The following is a 20660-nucleotide window of genomic DNA, read 5'->3' as shown; positions in this document are numbered from 1 at the left end:
TGTCCTTTTCATTCCTTCCATCACCCATGAAAAACACCACGCTCGAACTCCTCACCGGCCTCTTCGTCGCCATCGGGCTCGCTGCTGTAGCCTGGCTCTCCATCAAACTGGGCGCTGGAGCCGTGATCGGGGGCGATACGATGGTCATCGAGGCACGCTTTGACAATGCAGGCGGCCTCAGCACTGGCGGCAGTGTTTTGATCAGCGGAGTGCCCGTAGGCCGTGTGGATGCCATCCGAGTCGATCCGGCAGATTTTAGCGCCATCGTCAGTCTGCGTGTGAAAGCGGATCTGAAGCTCTCCTCCGACACGATGGCCTCGATCAAGACCACGGGCCTCATCGGCGATAAATTCATCGCATTGACGCCTGGAGCAGAAGAGGCCGTTTTGAAGCCCGGGGATCGCATCATCGACACAGAGTCCTCTGTCGATCTGGAGTCCCTAATCGGAAAAATGGCCTTCGGATCTGTTGACAAAGGCGTAGAAAACGATTCAGAAAAAGCACCGGCCCCACCACCATGAAATCCCGAGCATTCATCGCCGCCTCGTTCTCCCTCTTTTTGACGGCGGCAGCCGCCACACTCCATGCTGCCCCGGCAGATGAAGCGCAGGCACGCCTACGCAGTGCCGTGAATGATGTGCTGGCTGTCACTAGCAAGGCTGGCAGCAAAAGCGCCCTCACCGCCAGCGTCAGCCCCGTGCTGCGCCGCCACATCAGCTTTGAAACGATGACTCGCCGTGCCGTGGGACTCGGCTGGCGGACTTTCAAGCCCGATGAGCAAGCCAAAGCCGTGCAGCTCTTTAGCACGCTGGTCATCCGCACTTACGCGAACAAATTCACGCCCGGTGAGCAGCCTCAGATCCAGTACAAAGCCGCCACCTCACCCGCCGCAGGCCGTGTGGATGCTCCCACGACGCTCGTTTACCAGGGTAGCCGTTACAGCGTCACTTACCGCATGGAGCAGGCCGGTGGGAGCTGGCTCATCACCGATGTCGTGATCGAAGGCGTGAGCATGATCGCGAATTACCGCTCCCAGCTCGACTCCGTCTATAAAAAGGGCGGAGCACAGGCGGTGATCACGTCTCTCCAGCAATCGGTCGCCAAGCAATAATATCCTGATCATGAAGTCCACACTGCTCCCCGTCGCCGTCGCGTGCATCGCGTCCATGGTCGTCTCCTGTGCGGCACCGCGCAGCAGCACAGCCTCCAGACCGCCACTTCTCTCTGCCGCCAAGTCCAAAACAGTCTCCAAATCTGTCCTCAATGATGCAGCAGCCAAAGCGGACCACTTGGATGACTACGGCACGGGCGTGCAGGTCTCTGACCCACTCGAAAAGCTGAACCGCGCCACCTTTTGGCTCAATGACGGGCTCTATACCGTGCTGCTACGCCCACTTTCCAAAGGCTACGAAAAAGTCATGCCCAAGTTCCTCCGAACTGGCATCAATAACGTCTTCGACAACATCAAATACCCCGTCCGGGTCGTAAACTGCATGCTCCAGGGGAAATTCGACCGCGCTGGGCATGAGACGAAAAAATTCGCCCTCAACACCTTTGCGGGTGTCGGCGGCTTGGTGCGTATCTCGGACAAGATCGTCGATACCTCCGACATTCCAGAAGAGGATAGCGGCCAGACACTCGGAGTCTGGGGCATCCCTCATGGTCCCTACATCGTCCTACCCATCCTAGGCCCCAGCAGTGCACGTGAGATCGCTGGACTAGCTGGAGACTATGCTCTGCATCCGGCCAATATGGGCCTCTACTTCCACAGCAAAAATGGCAATCACGACTGGATGTACCTGCCCCCATCCATCAATACCGCACGGAACATGCCATCCCAGATCGAGGCCTACGACGCCCTGCGGAAAGACGCCGTCGATCCCTACCTCGCCATACGTGATGCCTACATCCAGCAGCGGAACGAAGCCGTGCGTAAATGAATCGGCAGGGCATCTCTCCGCAGGTGAAACGTTCTCTTTGACGACCCGCCACGGCGTGCCAGTATCCGCGCCCCTTTCCCAACCACCTTTAGCATGGCTTTGATCGTCCAAAAATATGGCGGCACCTCCGTCGGAAACCCCGAGCGCATCCGCAACTGCGCACGGCGCATTTTGGAAACGCAGCGTGCCGGCAACCAAGTCGTCGCTGTCGTTTCCGCCATGTCCGGCGTCACCGATAGCCTCATCAAGTTGGCCAAGGATGTCTCCCCCGAGCAGGCACCCAGTGAACGTGAGATGGACGTGCTCCTCGCTACTGGAGAGCAGACCACCATCGCTCTCACGGCCATGGCCATCAATGCCCTCGGCGGCAAGGCGGTCTCCCTCACCGGAGCACAGGCTGGCATCTCCACCGACCGCGTCCACACCAAGGCACGCATCGTTAACATCACCCCTGATGCCGTGCGGAAAATGCTCGATGAAGGCAATATCGTCATGCTCGCCGGATTCCAGGGCGAGACCGCTAGCGGGGAAATCACCACCCTCGGTCGTGGTGGCAGCGATCTGACGGCTATCGCCATGGCTGCCGCGATCAAAGCAGACCTTTGCCAAATCTACACCGATGTGGACGGCGTGTACACCTGCGACCCACGCGTCGTGAAAACCGCACGGAAGATCGAAGAAATCAGCTACGAAGAGATGCTCGAAATGGCCTCCTCTGGCTCCAAAGTGATGCAGAGCCGTAGCGTCGAGTTTGCCAACAAATTTGGTGTGCGCTTCGAAGTGCGCAACAGCATGAACAACAACCCAGGAACCATCGTGAAAGAAGAATCACCCGGCATGGAGTCCGTCGTCGTCCGCGGCGTGTCCCTCGAGCGTAATCAGGCGAAAGTCACCATCGACGACGTCGCCGACCGTCCCGGCATCAGCGCCGCAGTCTTCGGAGCTATCGCCAGCGCGAATGTCATCATCGACATGATCGTGCAAAACGTCAGTTTCGATGGCATCACGGACATCTCCTTCACCCTCAGTGGGGCAGATCTGCCAAAGGCAGAGGCCGCGCTGAAAGCCGTGCTTCCCAATCTCGGTGAAAAGGCAACACTCCGCACCCAGAGCGGCATCGCCAAGCTCAGCGTCGTCGGCATCGGCATGCGCAGCCATAGTGGCGTCGCCGCCAAGATGTTCAAGGCACTCGCAGACGCCAGCATCAACATCCAGATGATCTCCACCAGCGAGATCAAGACCGCCGTCATCGTGGATGAAAGCGAGATCGAAAATGCCGCCCGCGTCGTCCATACCGCATTTGGTCTAGATGTCTGATTGGAGTATAGAAGGGGATACGGACCGACTCACACCTTTCGAGCCGTTCTCGCCTGCTTTCGCAGTGAAAACCGCGAACTGAGAACTCTTCCGAGATCCATCCGTGTCTCACGGGCGCTGTGGGTAGAAGGCCTGCATCGCCTCGCGCACTTGGGGGCAGTCGCGGCTGGCTTGGTAGATGGCGTTGGGCAGTTTGCGCTGCTGGGTGAGGAGGTGGTAGGCTCCGAGTGCTTCAAAGGCGGCATTCAGGCCGCCATTCATGGGGAGATAGCTACTGCCATCTGCGCTGAGGTTTTCCACCATGCCCCAGGGTGGAAAAAAGCCGGCGTCCTGCATGTGACGTAGCGTGGAGAGCACACGGGTGGGCTGCTCACTGATCGCGGCACTCATGAGCATGTAATGCGGATGAATGAGCTGCTGGTCTGGCAGTTCCGTGCCGCCGACGTAGTAGGCATTGCCGGTGGCATTTTCTCCAGCGGAGAGTCCGTAGATGCCCAGCCGTGCCGCGAGGCTGCTGGGCTTGGTCTTGGGGAAAAAGGAACTCTGCGCGGCCTGCATGCGGCGGCGCACGCTGGACCAGCGCACGCCATCCGTGGCATCAGGTTCATCGAGATCGAAATCTGGGTGTAGCAGGCTCTGGATCTCCGTGATGAAGCCCGTGCCCTGCCAAGCGTTACCAGGATGTGTCGAGGGCGTGATCGCTGCACGACTCTGCGGACTGGCGAGGCGTGCGAGCAGGGTGACGAGCGCGGTCTCTCCACCCCAGTCTGCCCAGCCATGCGGTAGCATGCGTGTCCCGCTGGCATCGAGCCCGTGCGTGTAGTGGCCGCTGGGGAGTCGCAGCGCGGGAAAGTCGATCTGCCGGATGTTGGTGAGTGTTTCGGACTCGACATCATGGTCTTTTAAAATGCGGGCGGCTAGCAGCATGGACTGGAGGCAAAGCGCGGTGTCGATGGTGCTGTATTCGGTGTGGGGCAGGATTTCATGTTCCGCACCGACTTGACGGACAAAGTGCGGCAGTAGTCCACGCGGACGCTTGACCCGCATGAGCGATGCATGCGTCTGACGCAGCATGGCGCGGGCGAACTCGGGCGTGACGAGTGCGGCCGGTGCCTGCGCCGCCGCTGCCGTGGCCAGAACGAGCAATCCGGTGACTGGGATGCTCTCAAAAGAGCCCTCTGCGAGGTGTGCGCGGTCGCGTGCTAGGCCGCTGGCGGGATTGTGGCAACGCAGGAGCTTGGCGTAGCTTGTGGCGAACACTTGCTCATCCCAATCGAGCGGCGGCGTATCCACACCGAGCCACAGTCCCCGCACCGTGGCATCCGAGCCGGGCTCTACGGTCCAGAGGAGCATTTTAGCAGCGCGGAAGTCTTCCGCACGCAGCTCGATCTCATGCATGGAGGGGGGCTTTTCGCCGAGGGGGAGCAGCCGCTCTAGGAGTGCTGCCCCGGCGGCGTTTTTGAGCTCGACTTTGAGTTTACCACGGCCTGCGGCGTCCACTTTGAGTCGGGTGATGCGTGGCTGGTGCCGCTTTGACAGGGCGGCGGGAAAGGCACGCGTGAAATCGAGCACGCGATCTGGCTCCACCGCGAGTCCGGCTAAGCTGTGCCACATGCCTGCCCAGGCATCCGGCTGCTGGCTGAGGCGGATGCGCACTTCGCTATCGTTCACCCACTCGATCTCATGCTGCGCAGGACCGTGAAAACCGAAATCGGTGCCCAGATGCGTGTAGCTGGTGAAGGAGTTCAGCCGCTTTGTGCCCTCCACCGGCATGGAGGCAGCTTGGCGATGGATGAAGTAGCGGTGTACCGGTTGCCAAATGATGTTCTCCGCCGCACTGGCCGCAGAGAGGCCCAGAAGCAGCACGACCTGCATCAGCATGAGTACGCTCACTCGGCGAAAAGAGCCTGCAAGGTGCGAGATGGGCGCATTTGCCAAAGTGCGAGGGTTTTGGCGCGGAACCCACGCTTTGTCCGATTTCATGCCGTGACGAGTCGTGCGCGGAATTTTTCCAGGGCAGCGAGGATGAGTGGATCTTTGTAAAAATCCTCGTCGATGACTGGTTTGGTCGCTTCCACGACCACGGCGGGCGCTGAGGCGGCTGGCGGGGCAGCGGGGCGTGGCGGCTCCGCTTTTGGCTTCGGCGGTGGAGGGGGCGCTGGGGGCTCCTCCGTGAGTCCGAGGCCCAATTCGCTAAAAGCTGGTGCCTGCAACGAAGGATCGAGCACGAACTCGAATTTCATCGACTGGCCTGTGAGCTCCTGAGCCATCGTTTCGAGGAAACTGACCTGCGCAGGCCTCATCACGCTATCCCGAGCATAAGACTCGGAGACGGGGAAACCGACTTTGAGCACGTTGCGATGGCTGCCGAGCAACGTGGATGTTTGTAGCCAGGGCAGGATGAGCGGACGCTTTTCCCGCACCAGCTCGATGAGCCGCGGCCACAGATCGATCGTATCCAGGCCCAGAGCGGCGGGGGCTGGAGGAGGCGGGGCAGGGGGCGGCGGCGGAGCCGGAGTCGGAGTCGGAACCGGAGTAGGAGCCGGAGTAGGAGCCGGAGTAGGAGCCGGAGTAGGAGCCGGAGTAGGAGCCGGAGATGCTGCCAGGGGACGAGGAGGAGGAAAGGAGGCAGCGGGGCTTTCCTCAGAGGATTTTGGGGAGGGACGCGGCGCTGGAGGTGTCGCTGCTGGCCGTGCAGCGGGTGCCGGTGTACGTGGCAGTGCTGCTCCCGTGCCACCGCCTTCGAGTGCCTCGATGACATCGCTGATGCTCACTTCATTGAGGCTCTGCACAGCAGCGATGATGCCGAGTTCAAAGTGCAGGCGCTTGTTGCTGGCCCAGCGCATGCGTGCATCCACATCTGCGAGACCATCCACCACGCGGAGGAGCTGCTCCGTGCTGCCCATCTCTGCCTGGGCGATGATTTCGGCCAGCACCTCGGGGCTGAGGTCTTCGGCGGCGGCTTGGGGATCGGCTTGCTGCACCAAAAGTGTGCGGAAATGCTGAATCAGGTCCCCCAGCAGGCGGGAGAGGTCTTTTCCGGCCTCACTTTGATCATGCAGCAGGCGCAGAGCACTGACGGTATCACCCTCCAGCACATGCCGCGCCAGATGCGCCACGGCCTCTGCCGCCGTGAAGCCGAAAATCTCCAGCACATCCGCCTCCGCGATCTTATCACCGCAGAAGGCCACCAGCTGATCGAGCATGGACTGCGCATCGCGCATGCCGCCCTCTGCCCCTTTGCCGATGGCGAAGGCGGCCTTTTCATCGAGCTGCACGCCCTCTTCCTGGGCGATGTGGAGCAGGTGCTTGGCGATGATGGCGTTCGGGATGCGGCGCAGATCAAAGCGCTGGCAGCGGCTGATGATCGTGGGGAGGATCTTATTGGCCTCCGTGGTGGCGAAGATGAACTTCACATGCGGAGGCGGCTCCTCCAGCGTCTTCAGCAGTGCATTGAAGGCCCCTGCGGTGAGCATGTGCACTTCGTCGATGTAGTAGATTTTATACCGGCAGCGTGATGGGGCGAATTTCACGTTGTCGCGCAGTTCGCGCACCTGTTCGACGCCGTTGTTGCTCGCACCGTCGATCTCCAGCACATCCATGCAGCGACCTTCGGCGATCTCGATGCTGAGTTCATCATCCGGGTCGAATTCAATGCTCGGCCCGCCTTTGGCACACAGAGCCTTGGCAAAAATGCGTGCCGTGGAGGTCTTTCCCGTGCCTCGCGGCCCGACGAAGAGGTAGGCGTGCGCGAGGCGGTTCTGCGCGATGGCATTGCGCAGCGTGCGCACGACATGCTCCTGGCCCAGCACATCAGCAAAGGTCCGGGGACGGTATTTTCTGGCAAAAACTTGGTAACTCACAGGCGGGCGAGGCTAGGGAGGCATTCGGCACTGGCAAGGGTGGCGAGCGAGAAATGACAAAGCATTCGGCACCTCACCCGCTGCATCGCCAAATCACACGGGTTGCTCTATTCGCTGCATCATGTAGGAAGGCGGCCCCCATTTGCCCATGCCACCGCGCCCCCCACGAAAAAAACAAAACTCCCGCGTGCGCGGGATCGCCATCGACCTGCTCTGCGAATGGGCTGCGGGGGAGCGCTACGCCTCCGACCTGCTCGACTTCGCCCAGCGTGAGTTCGAGCTCATCACGCCCGATGCGGCGATGCTGCGTGAGATCGTCCTCAGCACCCTGCGAAATCTCACCCTGCTCGATCACTGGATCGACGCCTTCACCGGGGATCGCCATCTCGACCACCGCACACGCTGGGCGCTGCGCATCGGCATCTGCCAGATCGTCCTCATCGGCATCTCTGAGCACGCCGCCGTGCATGAGACCGTAGCCGCCGCTGGCCGTGCGCGGGGATTCGTCAATGCCATCCTCCGCCGTGGCTGCCGTGAAAAAGATGAGCTGAAGGCCAACATGGCCGCCCTACCGCTCGAAGTCCGCACCTCGCACCCGAAGTGGCTCGTGCAGCGTTGGTTAGCCCAGCACGGTGAAGAAAAGACCGCCGCACTCTGCGAGTGGAATCAGCAGCACGCTCCCATGCATGCTCGTGTGAATCACCTGCACCCAGAGATGGCCACCAGTACTGACGACTTCATCCTCTGTGAGGAGCTGCCGCGTGATGATCTGGCCTCCGGCAAAGTGTACATCCAGGACCCCAGCACCGCACTGGCACCACGCCTGCTCGCTCCGGCGAAAAACGCCCGCGTGCTCGATGCCTGCGCCGCCCCTGGTGGCAAAACCGCCCTTCCTCGCCCAGCTCATGCAGAATCAGGGCGAGATCATCGCCTGTGATGTCTCCGCCGCACGCCTGCGCCGCCTCGCTAGCAATCTGAAGCGCCTCCACGTCACCAATGCGCACATCGAGCAGCACGATTGGGCCGCTGAGGAGCTCCCCGCTTGGGCAGAGGGCGGATTCGATGCCATTTTGCTCGATGTACCGTGCAGCAACACCGGTGTCATGCGCCGCCGCGTCGATGTACGCTGGCGTCTGACCGCAGAGAGCTTTGCAGAGCAAAATACCGCCCAAGAGCGCCTCCTGCGCAGCGCCGCACGCGTGCTGCGCCCCGGTGGTGTGCTCGTTTACAGCACCTGCAGCATCGACCCGGAGGAAAATGGCCAACTCATCCGCCGCATCCTCGAATCCATGCCCCACCTGCGACTGGAGACGGAGCAAAGCAGCTTCCCCACCGAAACCGGCATCGACGGAGCCTACGCAGCACGCCTCGTCTCTGCGGCAAAGGCCTGATCCCGCACCATAACGGGATTAATCCGCACTTGCCCCTGCTTCTCCGCAGTGCTCCCTTCGCGCCCCCTTGCCGGGGGCATTCCAGCCCTGCGGCCCACCTTCATCCTACATACACCCGCCATGTCCTCCGACCCCAAAGCATCCCAGGCCCAAATGGAGAAAATCGTCTCCCTCTGCAAGCGCCGCGGCTTCATCTATCAAAGCAGCGAAATCTACGGCGGCTGCGGCGGCGTGTGGGACTACGGCCCGCTCGGCGCGGAGCTGAAGCGCAACCTGCGCACCGCCTGGTGGAACACCATGACCCGCGAACGCGAGGACGTGCTCGGCCTGGATGCCAGCATCCTCATGAATCCCGCCATCTGGAAGGCCAGCGGCCACGTCGATACCTTCGCCGACCTCATGCGCGAGTGCTCGCTGACGAACAAACGCGTCCGCGCCGATCACGTCGATCCGCAGGACGGCGTCGTCATGAAATACAGCGGCGCCAAAGCCCCAAATGGCTGGCGCTGGGACCGTGCCATCTCCGCTTTGCTGAAAAATGGCGAGCACATCGAGAGCTTCCGCAAACGCATCCGCGCCCTCATCGCGCAAAACGCCGGTGAAGCTGCTGGCAAGCCCGAGGAGATCGAATTGGTCGGCGAGGAGAAAATCGACGCCGTGAATGGCAGCGTCGATTTCCATCCCGAGACCGGTGGCATGCTCGGCGAGGCTCGTCCCTTCAATCTCATGCTCAAGACCTACCTCGGCCCCACCGCGACCGAGGACGACGTGACCTACCTGCGCCCGGAAACCGCGCAGGCCATCTTTGCGCAGTTCAAGAACGTGTTCGACTCCAGCCGCGTAAAGGTGCCGTTTGGCATCGGCCAGATCGGCAAGGCCTTCCGCAACGAGGTCACGCCGAAGAATTTCACCTTCCGCAGCCGCGAGTTCGAGCAAATGGAACTCGAGTTCTTCATCAAGCCCGACGAAGCCGTCGAGATCATCAGTGGCGAGGTCGCGAAATGGCATGAAGGCGCCGATTTGAGCGAACCGCAGCCGAATTGGGGCTGGGAGCTGTGGCACCGTTACTGGGTGGATCAGCGCACGAAGTTCTACCAAGGCATCGGCCTCGGCGACGTGCTCGAATACTACTGGCAGACGCCCGCCGACCTCGCCCATTACGCCCGCGCCTGCGTGGACATCCTGTGCGAGTTCCCGTTTGGAACGGAAGAGCTGGAAGGCATCGCCGCGCGTGGCGACTTCGATTTGTCCGCGCACCAGACCGCCAGCACCAAGTCACAGGAGATCTTCGACGAAGAACTCAAAACCGCCGCCGCCAAGCTCACCGACGAGCAAAAGGAAGCCCTCATCCAGAAACGCCTCGCCGCCGAAGCCGCGAAGACCAAGGGCGAGCCGATGCCCGAGGCCGCCGTGCGTGCGTGGTTCGAGCGTCTCTTCAAAGGCAGCTACGTCCCCCACGTCATCGAACCCTCCGCCGGTCTCGACCGCATGGCGCTCGCCGTCATCGCCAAGGCCTTCAGCGAGACCGAAAAGGTCGATGAGAAGGGCAAGAAGGAAGTCATCACCGTCCTGCGCCTGCATCCGCGTGTCGCCCCGATCAAAGTCGGCGTCTTCCCGCTGCTCAAGAACAAGCCCGAGCTCGTCGCCAAGGCCCGCGAGGTCTATGCGCTGCTGAAGAAGCACCTGAACTGCTTCTACGACGAGACCGCGTCCATCGGCCGCCGCTACGCCCGCCAGGACGAAGTCGGCACCCCCTTCGGCGTCACCATCGACTTCGAAACCTGCGGCGAAAAAGGCCCCGAACTTCTCGACACGGTGACGTTGCGCCACCGCGACAGCGGCGAGCAGGAACGCGTGAAAATCAGCGAGTTGCTCGGGAAGTTGCTGCCGCTGGTGAGTTGATCAACACGACCGCCACGATTCGGCGAAGCAAAGTAGCCCTCTCGCTCCGCGAGAGGAGCCATGGTGCATCGAAGACTCAATGATTTACGACCTTCGATGACGCTGGGGGCCTGCGACAGCCATCTGTTCATCTCGCGGAGCGAGATGACTACTTTGCTGGCGCATCATTCTCGCTCAGCGTGGTTTTCCGGCAGCGACTGCAATTTTTCCGCTACGCCTCCGTTCCACCGAGCCAGAGGCTCGAAAGAAAATAGCCGGTGGTGCAACCACCGGACTCCCGCGCCTCCCACCGCCTTCCCGCCTCGCGCCCTGAAAGGGTGCGAGAAGCGGACGTGCGGCCATTCGTTCCCGCAAACATCCGCGCTCCCTTCTCGCGACCCTCCGGGTCGCCACGTATCGCGTGAAGACATCCGTCATTCCTGGGGTTCCGCTTCGCTTCACCCCAGGCTAATTTCTTTCGAGCCTCCGGCTCGGGGTGCGTTGCAGTATGATTCGCTACCAACCAAACAGCCTTTCCCAGTTCCGGCATCCTCGGATGAAGATAGTGTAAGGAGTGTCCTTGTGGTCGATGGACTCATCGACACCTTCATCGGTCGCAATGCCTCGTTGTCTGAGTTTTCGGATGATTTCGAACCTGCGTGTTTCATTGGCGGCCTTCCGTGGAAAAACGGCGTCAAGCCGTACAAACTCAGATTTCCAATCTTGGACGACGGAATCTGAAGTGAGTGCTCGCAGAGCAGATTGCCCGAGAAACGGAGCAAACCAAAAGAGCAGTGCCAACGCTAACACAACGCCAATTCCACGAAGGAGGACTTTTGCGAATCGATTGAGGCTCATGCTTGTCATGATAGGAAAATATCACCCACATGACATCTGGCAAGGCAGGCGAAAAGCCATCCCTCAGCGCCAAAGGCGCGAACGATACCAGCCTGGGCCAACGGCCCAGGACATGCCGCAAAAAACAAGGTGAAGGGCTGAAAGCCCGCCCCATGCTCCTGCAGCCATGCCGCAGTCCCTCAGCCTCGTCATCGTCCACCTGGTGTTCAGCACCAAGGATCGTCTGCCTCGCTTCGACGCCCCGCTGCGACCGCACCTCCACGCCTATTTGGCCGAGGTCGCACGAAACGCCGGTTGTGAAGCCTACCGCGTTGGCGGCGTGGCCGATCATGTGCATCTCGCCATCCGACTCTCTCGCACCCTGACCATCGCCGAGTTGGTCGAGACCTTGAAGACCTCATCCTCCAAATGGCTCAAAACCCAATCCGCCACCTTGAGCGACTTCTCCTGGCAACGCGGCTACGGCTGCTTCTCCGTGGCTCCGGCGGACCTGATGGCCCTCACCACCTACATCGACAACCAGGAGGAGCATCATCGCGTCCGCACCTTTCAGGAGGAGTATCGGGCGTTCCTGAACAAATACGGTGTGACGTATGACGAGGCCTATGTGTGGGATTGAGTCGCGGTGAGCACGGGCCTAGTTTTTAGCGCCAAAGGCGCGAACAATTCCAGCCTGGGCCATCGGCCCAGGCGAAGCCGAGATCAGGGGGGAGGGCTGAATGCCCGTGCTATGCGCACAACCAGGCGAGCATGGGTCGGGTTTCAGCCCTAGGTCTGGGGTTTCGCGTTCACCCCTGGGCCGTTGGCTCAGGCTGGTATGGGGTGCGCCTTTGGCGCTCAAGATGCCGTCGTTTCTTCCAAACTTTGCTGGGCCATCACCTCGGCAATTCCAACAAGGTGTAAAATACATTCACATTTCTTTCTACCAGATACCTTTTGTGGATCACTGACATAGGGAACGAAAAGACGCTCTTACCTTCGGGGGCAACCGCGAAATCGGTGCCAAGTTCATCTTCAACCAGGCACCATTCAAGATTCAACACATTCACCAAGGCATCGCCCAATAGAACTCCCATGGCAGAGATCTCTGCGGTCTGATCTCTGCGGAACTTCTGTTGATCGAATAGTACTTGCAGGAGCGTGAGCCTCTCTGCCGCAGTCCGATGTTCTGGAGAATCGCTAGCCAGCCCTTGTTCGATGAACTCGCGCATGCGTTGAAGTTCAGCTGTGTGTTCTGAAGTGAGTGCGACTTTTTTCATTTTTCCGGCCAAATGGATTACTGTTGAACGGGATAGTGAGCTTCACGCCGCCTTCGAGTCAACACTCACCCCCGCACCAAACAATACCCGAAGTCCATCTCCCAGCCGCGATCCGTCTTGGTCGCGGGGATGGCGGGGGCGAGGTGGTAGAGGAGGCGGCGGCCGTCTTGCGGGTTCTCGGCGGTGATGACGAGGCCTGCGCCGCGCAGGGCGGTGAGGTGCTTCAGGGTGGCATCGAGACGCTTGCCGACGTTTCCGGCCAGAACGGTGGCGGTGCTGCCCTGGCCATCGGCAAGGATCTGAAGAAGGCGACGGCGGGTGGGATCGCCCAGCGCGGCATAGACGGTATCCGCCGGAATGACCTGCGGCGGTGGCGCGGGGATCGTGGGAGGCGCAGCGGGCGTGCTCATGCCTCATTTTGCCCGATTCGCCGTCTCCTGACAAGCGTGCAAACTCCGCGATCGGTCTTCCCGAATCTCCCAACATGCCTCCCGGCTCCGCAATCGCCGTGGCGGAGACTGTCAACAAGCCTCCAAACTCCGCGATCATCGTGGGGGAGATTGCCAACAAGCCTCCAGACTCCGCAATCATCGTGGTGGAGATTGCCAACAAGTCTCCCGGCTCCGCAATCGCCGTGGTGGAGACTGCCAACAAGTCTCCCGACTCCGAAATCGCCGTGATGGAGACTGCCAACAAGTCTCCCGACTCCGCAATCGCCGTGGGGGAGATTGCCAACAAGCCTCCCGGCTCCGCAATCGGTTCCCCCCCCGCCCACCGTGTGGAGGTCAATCCGTGGCTCTCACGAAAGGGGATAGTGTAGGCTTATCGACTGCTTCGGGCACTTGCGGCAGCGGACTCATGCCGCCACTGGTGCAGGGCTTGGAGATGCCCATCCGGGTGCTTTACTCCCTCTTCACTTCTTTCCTCATGACTCATATCGGCCAACGCAACTCGCTCACGGTGCTCTACAGCACGCCACATGGCGTGTATCTGGATGCGGGGGAGCTGGGGGAAATCCTGCTGCCGAATCGCTACATCCCGCGTGGCACCGATATCGGCCAGATGCTGGATGTCTTCATCTACCGCGACTCGGAGGACCGGCTGGTCGCCACCACGGAGCGACCGCTGGCGATGGTGGGCGAGTTTGCGACGCTGGAGGTCGTCAGTGTGAACCGGAATATCGGGGCCTTCCTCCACTGGGGGCTGCCGAAGGATCTGCTGCTGCCTTTTCGCGAGCAGGGCGAGCAGAAGGTGATGCCAGGGGAAAAAGTCGTCGTGTATGTCCTGCTGGATGAAAAAACGGATCGTATCATCGCCTCCACACGGCTGAATCGGCACCTGAGCAAGGCGCGGCCACCCTTTAAGCCCCAGCAGGAAGTACGTCTGCTCATCGCGGCCCGCACGCCGCTGGGCTACAATGCCATCATCGAGGGCACCCACCTCGGACTGCTCTATCACACGAACCTCGGCGCTCCACTGACCATTGGGCAGCAGGTGAAGGGCTACGTCATGATGATCCATCCCGGCGGGAAGATCGACCTCAGCCTGGATGCCTCTGGCTACCAGCGGGTGGCCTCCCTCACCGATCAGATCCTCTCCGCACTGCAACAAAACGGTGGGCGGCTCCCCTTTGATGATGACAGCCCGCCGGAGAAAATCCGCGCCACCTTTGATGCGAGCAAAAAAGCCTTCAAACAGGCCCTGGGTGCCCTGTATCGGCAGCGGCGCATCGAGTTCACCCGTCCCGGCATTCAGGTCCTGAATCCCGCTGAGGCCAAATCGGGCGACTGGCAGCCCGCAGCGGCTCCGAAGGCATCGAAACCGCCCCCTAGGCCGAATTCGGTGTAACCTCCGCCACCGCTTCCCCCCCAAGCAGCCGGTGACATGAATGCTCCATCACCTGATCCCCTCCACGGACTCGATCCCGCCGATCTCATGGCCGCCGCCGCCATGCCTACCGATGATGGTGCGGACACACTGCCCATCACCCCGCTCGATCTGCCCACGCTAGAGGAAATCACCGCCGCATTCCCCGATCTTGAGGTCCTCAGCCTCATCGGCCACGGTGGCATGAGCGCAGTTTTCAAGGCACGCCAGCCGAAGCTCGACCGCACCGTCGCCCTCAAAGTGCTGCCGCAGTCCCTCGCGGCCACGCCGGGCTTCGCCGAGCGCTTCACCCGCGAAGGCCGCGTGCTCGCACGGCTCAGTCACCCCAGCATCGTCGCCGTGCATGATTTTGGTGAGAGCGGCGGCTTCTGCTACCTGCTCATGGAATACGTCGATGGCGTGAACCTGCGTCAGGCCATGCGTGCAGGCCGATTCACGCCGGAGCAGGCCCTGAGCATCATCCCCGCCATCTGCGATGCGCTTCAGTTTGCCCACACGCAGGGTGTTTTGCACCGCGACATCAAGCCGGAGAACATCCTGCTCGATTCGCGGGGCAAGGTAAAGATCGCCGACTTCGGCATCGCGAAGATCCTCGATGAAAAAGGCGGCGATGCCATGCTGCTCACGCAAAGCGGCGCACGGCTCGGCACCGCGCCCTACATGGCCCCTGAGCAGATCGAGCAGCCCAGCAGCGTCGATCACCGCGCAGACATCTACAGCCTCGGTGTGGTCTTTTATGAGATGCTCACCGGCGAGCTGCCCCTGGGCCGCTTCGCCGCACCATCGACACTGTCGAGCGTCGGCGGCAACATCGACGAGATCGTCTTCCGCGCCCTGGAGAAGGAGCGCAGCCGCCGCCAGCAGAGCGTGGATGAATTCAAAACGCAGGTGGAGGGGGCAGGTGGTGGGCGTCCTGCACCCTCGCCCATCGTGCAGCATGAGAAAAGACTCTGGCTCCTCGCCCTGAGCATGGTGCTGCCTTGTTTTGTCCTCTTTTGGGTCTGGCAGCGCTGGCAACAGATGGTGGCGGAGCACTCGCGGTTTTATTTGATCGAGGTTCCGGTCGCGATCTCCCTGGCCGGAGTTGCTATGTATCTCGTCGCTGTGCCGCTATGGCTGCGCATGATCGGGCGCAATCGCCTCTACGGCCTGCGCACCCGCGCCACGCTGGCCACTGATGAATATTGGTTTCAAGCGAATGCCCATGCGGGCAAAAAGCTCTTCGAATGGTCGATCAGCATCATCATCGCAGGCCTCGCTGGTTTTTATCAGCTCCCACGGCATCAGCCCAGCTATCCCTGGGCCGCGCTGGCACTCACCATCACCTCCGCAGTCGTCGTTTTGACTTCCTGCTGGTGGTGGCTGCGTCATCACCCCGTGAGTGGCCCGGCACGGAAAGAATCCCGCCTCGCCAAAGTGGGTGGGAAAACCGTCATCGCTGTCATCGTCGCTCTCTTCATCAAGAGCTTCATCCTTCAGCCCTACCTCATCCCCGCAGGGAATGAACCTGGTGTGGCCAAAGGCAGCCACTGGATCGCCAGCAAGCTCGACAACGGCTTCTCCACCGGCAACCTCGTCGTCTATGAGCACGACAACGGCCAACCCTGGATCGCCCGAGTGGAACGACGCGAGCCCGACGGCCTCGTCCTCAAGCGCGGCGGCAAACCCGAGACCTTCTTCGTGAATTGGCGCAAAGTGATCGGCAAGATGCTCTTTTCGCACTTCACGCCGGATGCTGAACCTGTTGCTGCTATTGCCAGTTTAGAAAAGTCACCGGGCATCATGCCGTTGAATGAAAAGGTCAGCGCCAAGGCCTTGCAGCAGAAGCCTGTGCTGCGCTTTACGCGGATAAAAATCAACAACACAGCATGGCGCTGGCCGGTCTATGCACCTGATGGCGTGTCAGTGGACGACACGGTGAGCCAGCCCCTCATCTCCCACAGTGAAGTCACCGATAAGGAGGCTGAGGATGCTGAGGCGTGCTGGTTGCAGTTGTGGTTCGAGCACCCAGATTTTGATCCACACAGCCTCATGCAGGTTCGGATCGAGTCGCTGACAGGTCAGAGCATTATTCCAGTTCCGCAGACGCAGTCCATGACGCATGCGCCTGAACTCTGGTCCGATCAGCCCACGTCATCGCTGCATTCTGTCACCATCAGTTTGGGAAGGCGTGACAGTTTGCCGCGAGAGATTCGCGTCACCCTCGAATACACCATCGGGCCATGGGAAGAGGGAAACCGGGTGTCTGCCGACTTTAGTGGTTTCATGTCCTTTCGCCATGGAGGCGAGTTGGCGGGTCTGGGTGAAAACAACCAGGGCGAAGCCTTTTTATCTTGGACAAAACCCGTGAATGAATGGCAAACGCAAGTGTTAGCCCACCGCAAAGACGGCACCTGGTTGTCTCCAAATGGAAGTTCGAGCAGCACAAAGGAGAACAGGTCCATTGCGAATTTCACTTTTAAGACGGGCTTCGACACGGTGGACGGCTTTCGGACGCGAGCACGAAAGATTCAAAGAATCACATGGGACCGTGTGGTCTTGCCACCGCTGTCACCAGACGAAAAGCCTTTCAATCCCTCGAATGGGGCTAGTGCGCAGACCTCCGACTCGAAAGATTTTCAATTGATCACCCTGCCTGGGCCTTCGGGGGATGGAAGTTATCTGGCATTAGACCAAAAACCGGAGCTGGTCTTCACACAGATAAAGCTTGGGCAGCAAACCGTGCCTCCTCTAACCATTTACAAGCCGGATGGGAGTCTTCACGAAGAGCCTTTAAGTCCAGCCATCATGAAAGCGCTGATTCAACATCCTTTCAGTTTCGGGGGCAGTGCGAAAGATACCTGCCTGTTCCAACTCTGTTTTTATCATCCAGAATTTGATAGGAATAGTGGTTTGCAAATGCAAGTCACAGCAGCGGACGGAACTCCCTTGCAGTTTCCACCTGGTCATGACGCCGACATCATGGGGCCTCATTTCAAGTTTTGGGAAGAGGTCCCATATCAATCCTTTGCCTTCAGCCCAGGAGTGCGCGGGAAGCTTCCGAAATCGGTACGAGTCACCCTACGCTACTGCATCGGTCCAGCCAAAGAGCGTTTCACTGTGAGAAAGGATGCACGGGTTGGTTTGCCTTTGGGGGCCGGTTGTCAGCTCAACGACGTGGGGGAAAGGGATGGTAAGTATGCATTCATTTCCTGGAGCAATCAGGATGATGCGCGGCGCTATTTTGTGGCTGCCCTGTCCAAAAAGGATACCTGGATCGATCCTGCCAATGAAGTTTATTCCAGTGCCAATGTTCAGGCAAGTTTTCATGTTCGTCTCAAGGATATCGAGTCTTTTCATTGTGGCTACCGCACCTATCAGACGGTCGTATTTGAAAACGTGGTTATCCCTCCTCTATTAGATGAAGATGAGCCTTCGATGGTTTACCTCGTATCTGGAGCCGAAAAAAATGGACCACTTCCATATAAAGACGGCATGACGATATGGCGGGCCATTCAATGGTGCGGGGGAGTTTCGGTTCGCGGTGCCCAACTCCATAAAACGAGACTGATTCGCAATGGGAAGACTATTTCACTAAACCTTTCCGAGGGAAGCAAGGACCGAGATTTTAAATTGGAGCCGGATGATCAAATCATCATCCCAGAATGACCTCCTCCTTCCATGACACTCGCTGGACGCTCGTCGCACGCTCGCGTGGAGATGATCCGCAGGCTAGGGCGGCACTGAGTGAGCTGTGTGCGGCCTATTATGTGCCGGTGGTGGCGTTTTTGCGGCGGGATGGGCGTGCGGAGGATGCGGCGCGGGATTTGGCGCATGATTTTTTCGCCAAACTGCTCGCGGGTGGTGCCATCGAGGGGGCGGACCCGCTGCGGGGTAAGTTTCGCAGCTACTTGCTTGGTGCCTTGAAGCACTTCGCCGCCGATCAGCGGGATAAGGCCCACGCGACGAAGCGTGGCGGAGGTGCAGTACATGCCGAAATCGACGCGGAGGCCGAAATCGTCGATGCGGGTGCCGAATGGCCCGATGCCGAGTTTGATCGCCAATGGGCGCTGACCGTGCTGGCGCGTGCGATGGGCCGCATGGAGGCCGAAATGGCTGCGGAGGGCAAAACTGCCCAGTTCGAGGCCCTACGGCCCTGGTTGACCGATTCTGCGCCGCAGGCCGCCGCCGCGGAAAAACTCGGCATGAGTGTGGATACCGTCAAAGTGGCCATTCATCGGCTGCGGAGGCGTTTTCGTGAGTCGGTGAAGACCGAGATCGCGCAAACCGTCAGCGAGTCCGGCGATGTGCGCGAGGAGCTAGAGGCTCTGATGGCTGCCTTGAGAAAGTAGCCCTGTTCCTGCGGAACAGGGGGGATTCCTTGTTGCACAGCAACAAGGCTACTTTAGGCCTCGGGCTTCTTTTCTTTCCAGGTGCTCTGGATGTAGATCTCGCGGAGGGTCTTGAAGTCGATCTGCGTGGGGCTGTCGGTCATCAGGTCGCTGCCTTTGTTGTTCTTCGGGAAGGCGATGACTTCGCGGATGCTGTCCTCGCCGCTGACGAGCATGGCGATGCGGTCGAGTCCGAGGGCGAGGCCGCCGTGTGGAGGTGCGCCAAAACGGAAGGCGTCGAGGATGTGGCCGAATTTGTGGGCTTGTTCTTCCTCGGTGACGCCGAGGACGCTGAAGAGCTTGGCTTGCAGGTCCTTTTCGTGGATACGGATGGAGCCGCCGCCGAGCTCGTAGCCGTTCAAGACGACGTCGTAGGCCTCAGCACGGACTTTGGCGTATTCACCGGCTTCCATGAGCGGGATGTCCTCGGTCTTCGGACGGGTGAAGGGATGGTGAACGGCCACCCAGCTTTGTGTTTCCGCATCGTGGGCGAGTAGCGGGAAATCGACGACCCAGAGGAAGTTGAAGGCGGTGCTGTCCTTGGTGAGTTCGGTCATGTTGGCGATCTCGGTGCGGACGCGGCCGAGGATGTCGCAGGCTTCCTGCCAAGTGCCGGCGTAGAAGAAGATGAGGTCGTTTTCGACGACGCCGAGTTTGGCGATGAGTGCTTTTTGCTCGTCTTCGCTGAAGAACTTCCACAGCGGGGATTTGTACTCGAGCACGCCGTTGGCATCGCGCTCCACTTTGATGAAGGCAAGCTGCTTGACCTTCATGCCAGCCTGTGTGGCGATCTCGTTGAGGCGGATCATCTGGCCGGTGGTGATGCCAGCGAAGCCCTTCGCGTTGATGGCACGGACGACGCCGCCGTTTTCGATGGTGCTGCGGAAGATCTTGAAGCCGCTGTTGGCGAAGACATCGGCCATATCGACGATTTCATTGCCGTAGCGGGTGTCTGGCTTGTCGGAGCCGTAGCGGTCCATGGCCTCTTGATAAGTCATGCGCGGGAAGGGCGACGGGATGTCGCGTCCGGTGCCGGCTTTGAACATGCTGACGAGCAGGCCTTCGACGAGGTTCACGATGTCATCACGCTGGATGAAGCTGGCTTCGATGTCGATCTGCGTGAATTCCGGCTGGCGGTCGGCGCGGAGGTCTTCATCGCGGAAGCAGCGGGCGATCTGGAAATAACGCTCCAGACCGGCGACCATCATGAGCTGCTTATACTGCTGCGGAGCCTGCGGCAGGGCGTAGAACTTGCCGGGGTTCAGGCGGGCAGGGACGAGGAAGTCGCGGGCACCTTCCGGTGTCGGATTGCTGAGAATCGGTGTTTCGACCTCGATGAAGCCTGCGGCGTCGAGGTGGTTGCGGGCGGCGTTGGTGATTTTATGCCGTGTGCGGATGTTCCGGTTCATGCGCTCGCGGCGCAGGTCGAGGTAGCGGTATTTCATGCGCATGTCCTCGTTGGAGAGCTCGCGGTCGAGCTGGAAGGGCAGCACGTCGGCTTTGTTGAGCACTTTGCACTCGGTGGCGACGATTTCGACGTCGCCAGTGGGCAGTTTGGCGTTTTCGGTGCCGGTGAGACGGGCGGCGACTTTGCCGGTGATCTGCAAAACGTCTTCGTCACGGAGCTCATGGCTCTGAGCCGCGAGAGCGGCATTTTCCTCTGGGCGGAAGACGACTTGGGTGAGGCCCTCGCGGTCGCGGAGGTCGATGAAGATGACGCCGCCGTGGTCGCGGGCGCTATTTACCCAGCCACAGAGCGTGACATTCTGGCCGATGTGCTCTTTGCGGACGGCGTTGCAGTGGAGGGTGCGGTAGGCGTTTGGGATCATGGAAGTGGACGGAAAAAGGGCGCGTAGAGTCGGCACTTTCCGCCCGCGTGCAAGGGGGAAGGCGA

The 20660-nt window shown here is 60.3% G+C and carries 16 protein-coding genes and 1 pseudogene; 12 read left to right on the top strand and 5 right to left on the bottom strand.

The window, feature by feature from the left end; translation table 11 throughout:
• Positions 1-26 precede the first annotated feature (26 nt).
• From mlaD to IPK32_05370, 4 genes are all read left to right on the top strand, one after another.
• Positions 27-521, top strand: a complete 495-nt coding sequence (gene mlaD, locus IPK32_05385; protein ID MBK8091427.1) for an outer membrane lipid asymmetry maintenance protein MlaD — start codon at positions 27-29, stop codon at positions 519-521.
• Positions 518-1111 carry an ABC transporter substrate-binding protein gene (locus IPK32_05380; protein MBK8091426.1) on the top strand — a complete coding sequence of 198 codons (594 nt, stop codon included), beginning with the start codon at positions 518-520 and terminating at the stop codon, positions 1109-1111. Before mlaD ends, IPK32_05380 begins: the two co-directional genes overlap by 4 nt.
• 10 nt (positions 1112-1121) lie before the next feature.
• Positions 1122-1940, top strand: a complete 819-nt coding sequence (locus IPK32_05375; protein MBK8091425.1) for a VacJ family lipoprotein — start codon at positions 1122-1124, stop codon at positions 1938-1940.
• 93 nt (positions 1941-2033) lie between these two features.
• Complete coding sequence (locus IPK32_05370; protein ID MBK8091424.1) at positions 2034-3257, top strand: aspartate kinase; 1224 nt, start codon at positions 2034-2036, stop codon at positions 3255-3257.
• Positions 3258-3365: 108 nt separating this feature from the next.
• Here the strand turns inward: IPK32_05370 and IPK32_05365 are convergent, their stop codons facing one another.
• Both IPK32_05365 and dnaX read right to left on the bottom strand, forming a co-directional pair.
• Complete coding sequence (locus IPK32_05365; GenBank protein ID MBK8091423.1) at positions 3366-5138, bottom strand: hypothetical protein; 1773 nt, start codon at positions 5136-5138, stop codon at positions 3366-3368.
• A 758-nt stretch (positions 5139-5896) separates the two neighbouring features.
• Positions 5897-7120 (bottom strand): annotated as a pseudogene (dnaX, locus tag IPK32_05360) (DNA polymerase III subunit gamma/tau).
• A 187-nt stretch (positions 7121-7307) separates the two neighbouring features.
• On the opposite strand from dnaX, the gene IPK32_05355 reads away from it, so the two are divergent.
• The 4 genes from IPK32_05355 to tnpA all read left to right on the top strand — a co-directional run bounded on the left by IPK32_05355 (position 7308) and on the right by tnpA (position 11869).
• Positions 7308-8057 (top strand): hypothetical protein, encoded by a 750-nt coding sequence (locus IPK32_05355; protein ID MBK8091422.1) that lies wholly within the window; start codon positions 7308-7310, stop codon positions 8055-8057.
• Positions 8026-8511, top strand: a complete 486-nt coding sequence (locus IPK32_05350; protein MBK8091421.1) for an RsmB/NOP family class I SAM-dependent RNA methyltransferase — start codon at positions 8026-8028, stop codon at positions 8509-8511. Before IPK32_05355 ends, IPK32_05350 begins: the two co-directional genes overlap by 32 nt.
• Positions 8512-8631: 120 nt before the next feature.
• Positions 8632-10413, top strand: coding sequence for a glycine--tRNA ligase (locus IPK32_05345; GenBank protein ID MBK8091420.1), 1782 nt, complete (start codon positions 8632-8634; stop codon positions 10411-10413).
• A 1003-nt stretch (positions 10414-11416) separates the two neighbouring features.
• The gene (tnpA, locus tag IPK32_05340; GenBank protein ID MBK8091419.1) at positions 11417-11869 is read left to right on the top strand and encodes an IS200/IS605 family transposase; all 453 of its coding nucleotides are present in this window, start codon (positions 11417-11419) and stop codon (positions 11867-11869) included.
• Between the two features lie 256 nt (positions 11870-12125).
• Here tnpA and IPK32_05335 read toward each other — a convergent pair whose 3' ends face one another.
• Positions 12126-12509 carry a DUF3806 domain-containing protein gene (locus IPK32_05335; GenBank protein ID MBK8091418.1) on the bottom strand — a complete coding sequence of 128 codons (384 nt, stop codon included), beginning with the start codon at positions 12507-12509 and terminating at the stop codon, positions 12126-12128.
• 65 nt (positions 12510-12574) lie between these two features.
• Positions 12575-12919, bottom strand: a complete 345-nt coding sequence (locus IPK32_05330; GenBank protein ID MBK8091417.1) for a helix-turn-helix transcriptional regulator — start codon at positions 12917-12919, stop codon at positions 12575-12577.
• A gap of 74 nt (positions 12920-12993) precedes the next feature.
• On the opposite strand from IPK32_05330, the gene IPK32_05325 reads away from it, so the two are divergent.
• The 4 genes from IPK32_05325 to IPK32_05310 all read left to right on the top strand — a co-directional run bounded on the left by IPK32_05325 (position 12994) and on the right by IPK32_05310 (position 18727).
• Positions 12994-13329, top strand: coding sequence for a hypothetical protein (locus tag IPK32_05325; protein MBK8091416.1), 336 nt, complete (start codon positions 12994-12996; stop codon positions 13327-13329).
• A gap of 107 nt (positions 13330-13436) precedes the next feature.
• Complete coding sequence (locus tag IPK32_05320; protein MBK8091415.1) at positions 13437-14357, top strand: GntR family transcriptional regulator; 921 nt, start codon at positions 13437-13439, stop codon at positions 14355-14357.
• 36 nt (positions 14358-14393) lie between these two features.
• Entirely contained in the window at positions 14394-18044 is a 3651-nt protein-coding gene (locus tag IPK32_05315; GenBank protein MBK8091414.1) for a protein kinase, read from the top strand.
• Positions 18041-18727 (top strand): sigma-70 family RNA polymerase sigma factor, encoded by a 687-nt coding sequence (locus tag IPK32_05310; protein ID MBK8091413.1) that lies wholly within the window; start codon positions 18041-18043, stop codon positions 18725-18727. Before IPK32_05315 ends, IPK32_05310 begins: the two co-directional genes overlap by 4 nt.
• Before the next feature lie 53 nt (positions 18728-18780).
• Here the strand turns inward: IPK32_05310 and aspS are convergent, their stop codons facing one another.
• The gene (gene aspS, locus IPK32_05305; GenBank protein ID MBK8091412.1) at positions 18781-20595 is read right to left on the bottom strand and encodes an aspartate--tRNA ligase; all 1815 of its coding nucleotides are present in this window, start codon (positions 20593-20595) and stop codon (positions 18781-18783) included.
• Positions 20596-20660: the final 65 nt, after the last annotated feature.

It is taken from the genome of Verrucomicrobiaceae bacterium (assembly GCA_016713035.1).
GTDB lineage: Bacteria > Verrucomicrobiota > Verrucomicrobiia > Verrucomicrobiales > Verrucomicrobiaceae > Prosthecobacter.
The sequence above is the reverse complement of the archived record's forward strand: the minus strand, read 5'-3'. Positions and strand labels throughout refer to the sequence as shown.

Bases quoted from the DNA above. Each gene is read 5' to 3' on its own strand.
- mlaD (MBK8091427.1), top strand. From the start codon at position 27: ATGAAAAACACCACGCTCGAACTCCTCACCGGCCTCTTCGTCGCCATC.
- IPK32_05380 (MBK8091426.1), top strand. From the start codon at position 518: ATGAAATCCCGAGCATTCATCGCCGCCTCGTTCTCCCTCTTTTTGACG.
- IPK32_05375 (MBK8091425.1), top strand. From the start codon at position 1,122: ATGAAGTCCACACTGCTCCCCGTCGCCGTCGCGTGCATCGCGTCCATG.
- IPK32_05370 (MBK8091424.1), top strand. From the start codon at position 2,034: ATGGCTTTGATCGTCCAAAAATATGGCGGCACCTCCGTCGGAAACCCC.
- IPK32_05365 (MBK8091423.1), bottom strand. From the start codon at position 5,138: ATGCTGATGCAGGTCGTGCTGCTTCTGGGCCTCTCTGCGGCCAGTGCG.
- IPK32_05350 (MBK8091421.1), top strand. From the start codon at position 8,026: ATGCAGAATCAGGGCGAGATCATCGCCTGTGATGTCTCCGCCGCACGC.
- IPK32_05345 (MBK8091420.1), top strand. From the start codon at position 8,632: ATGTCCTCCGACCCCAAAGCATCCCAGGCCCAAATGGAGAAAATCGTC.
- tnpA (MBK8091419.1), top strand. From the start codon at position 11,417: ATGCCGCAGTCCCTCAGCCTCGTCATCGTCCACCTGGTGTTCAGCACC.
- IPK32_05335 (MBK8091418.1), bottom strand. From the start codon at position 12,509: ATGAAAAAAGTCGCACTCACTTCAGAACACACAGCTGAACTTCAACGC.
- IPK32_05330 (MBK8091417.1), bottom strand. From the start codon at position 12,919: ATGAGCACGCCCGCTGCGCCTCCCACGATCCCCGCGCCACCGCCGCAG.
- IPK32_05325 (MBK8091416.1), top strand. From the start codon at position 12,994: ATGCCTCCCGGCTCCGCAATCGCCGTGGCGGAGACTGTCAACAAGCCT.
- IPK32_05320 (MBK8091415.1), top strand. From the start codon at position 13,437: ATGACTCATATCGGCCAACGCAACTCGCTCACGGTGCTCTACAGCACG.
- IPK32_05315 (MBK8091414.1), top strand. From the start codon at position 14,394: ATGAATGCTCCATCACCTGATCCCCTCCACGGACTCGATCCCGCCGAT.
- IPK32_05310 (MBK8091413.1), top strand. From the start codon at position 18,041: ATGACCTCCTCCTTCCATGACACTCGCTGGACGCTCGTCGCACGCTCG.
- aspS (MBK8091412.1), bottom strand. From the start codon at position 20,595: ATGATCCCAAACGCCTACCGCACCCTCCACTGCAACGCCGTCCGCAAA.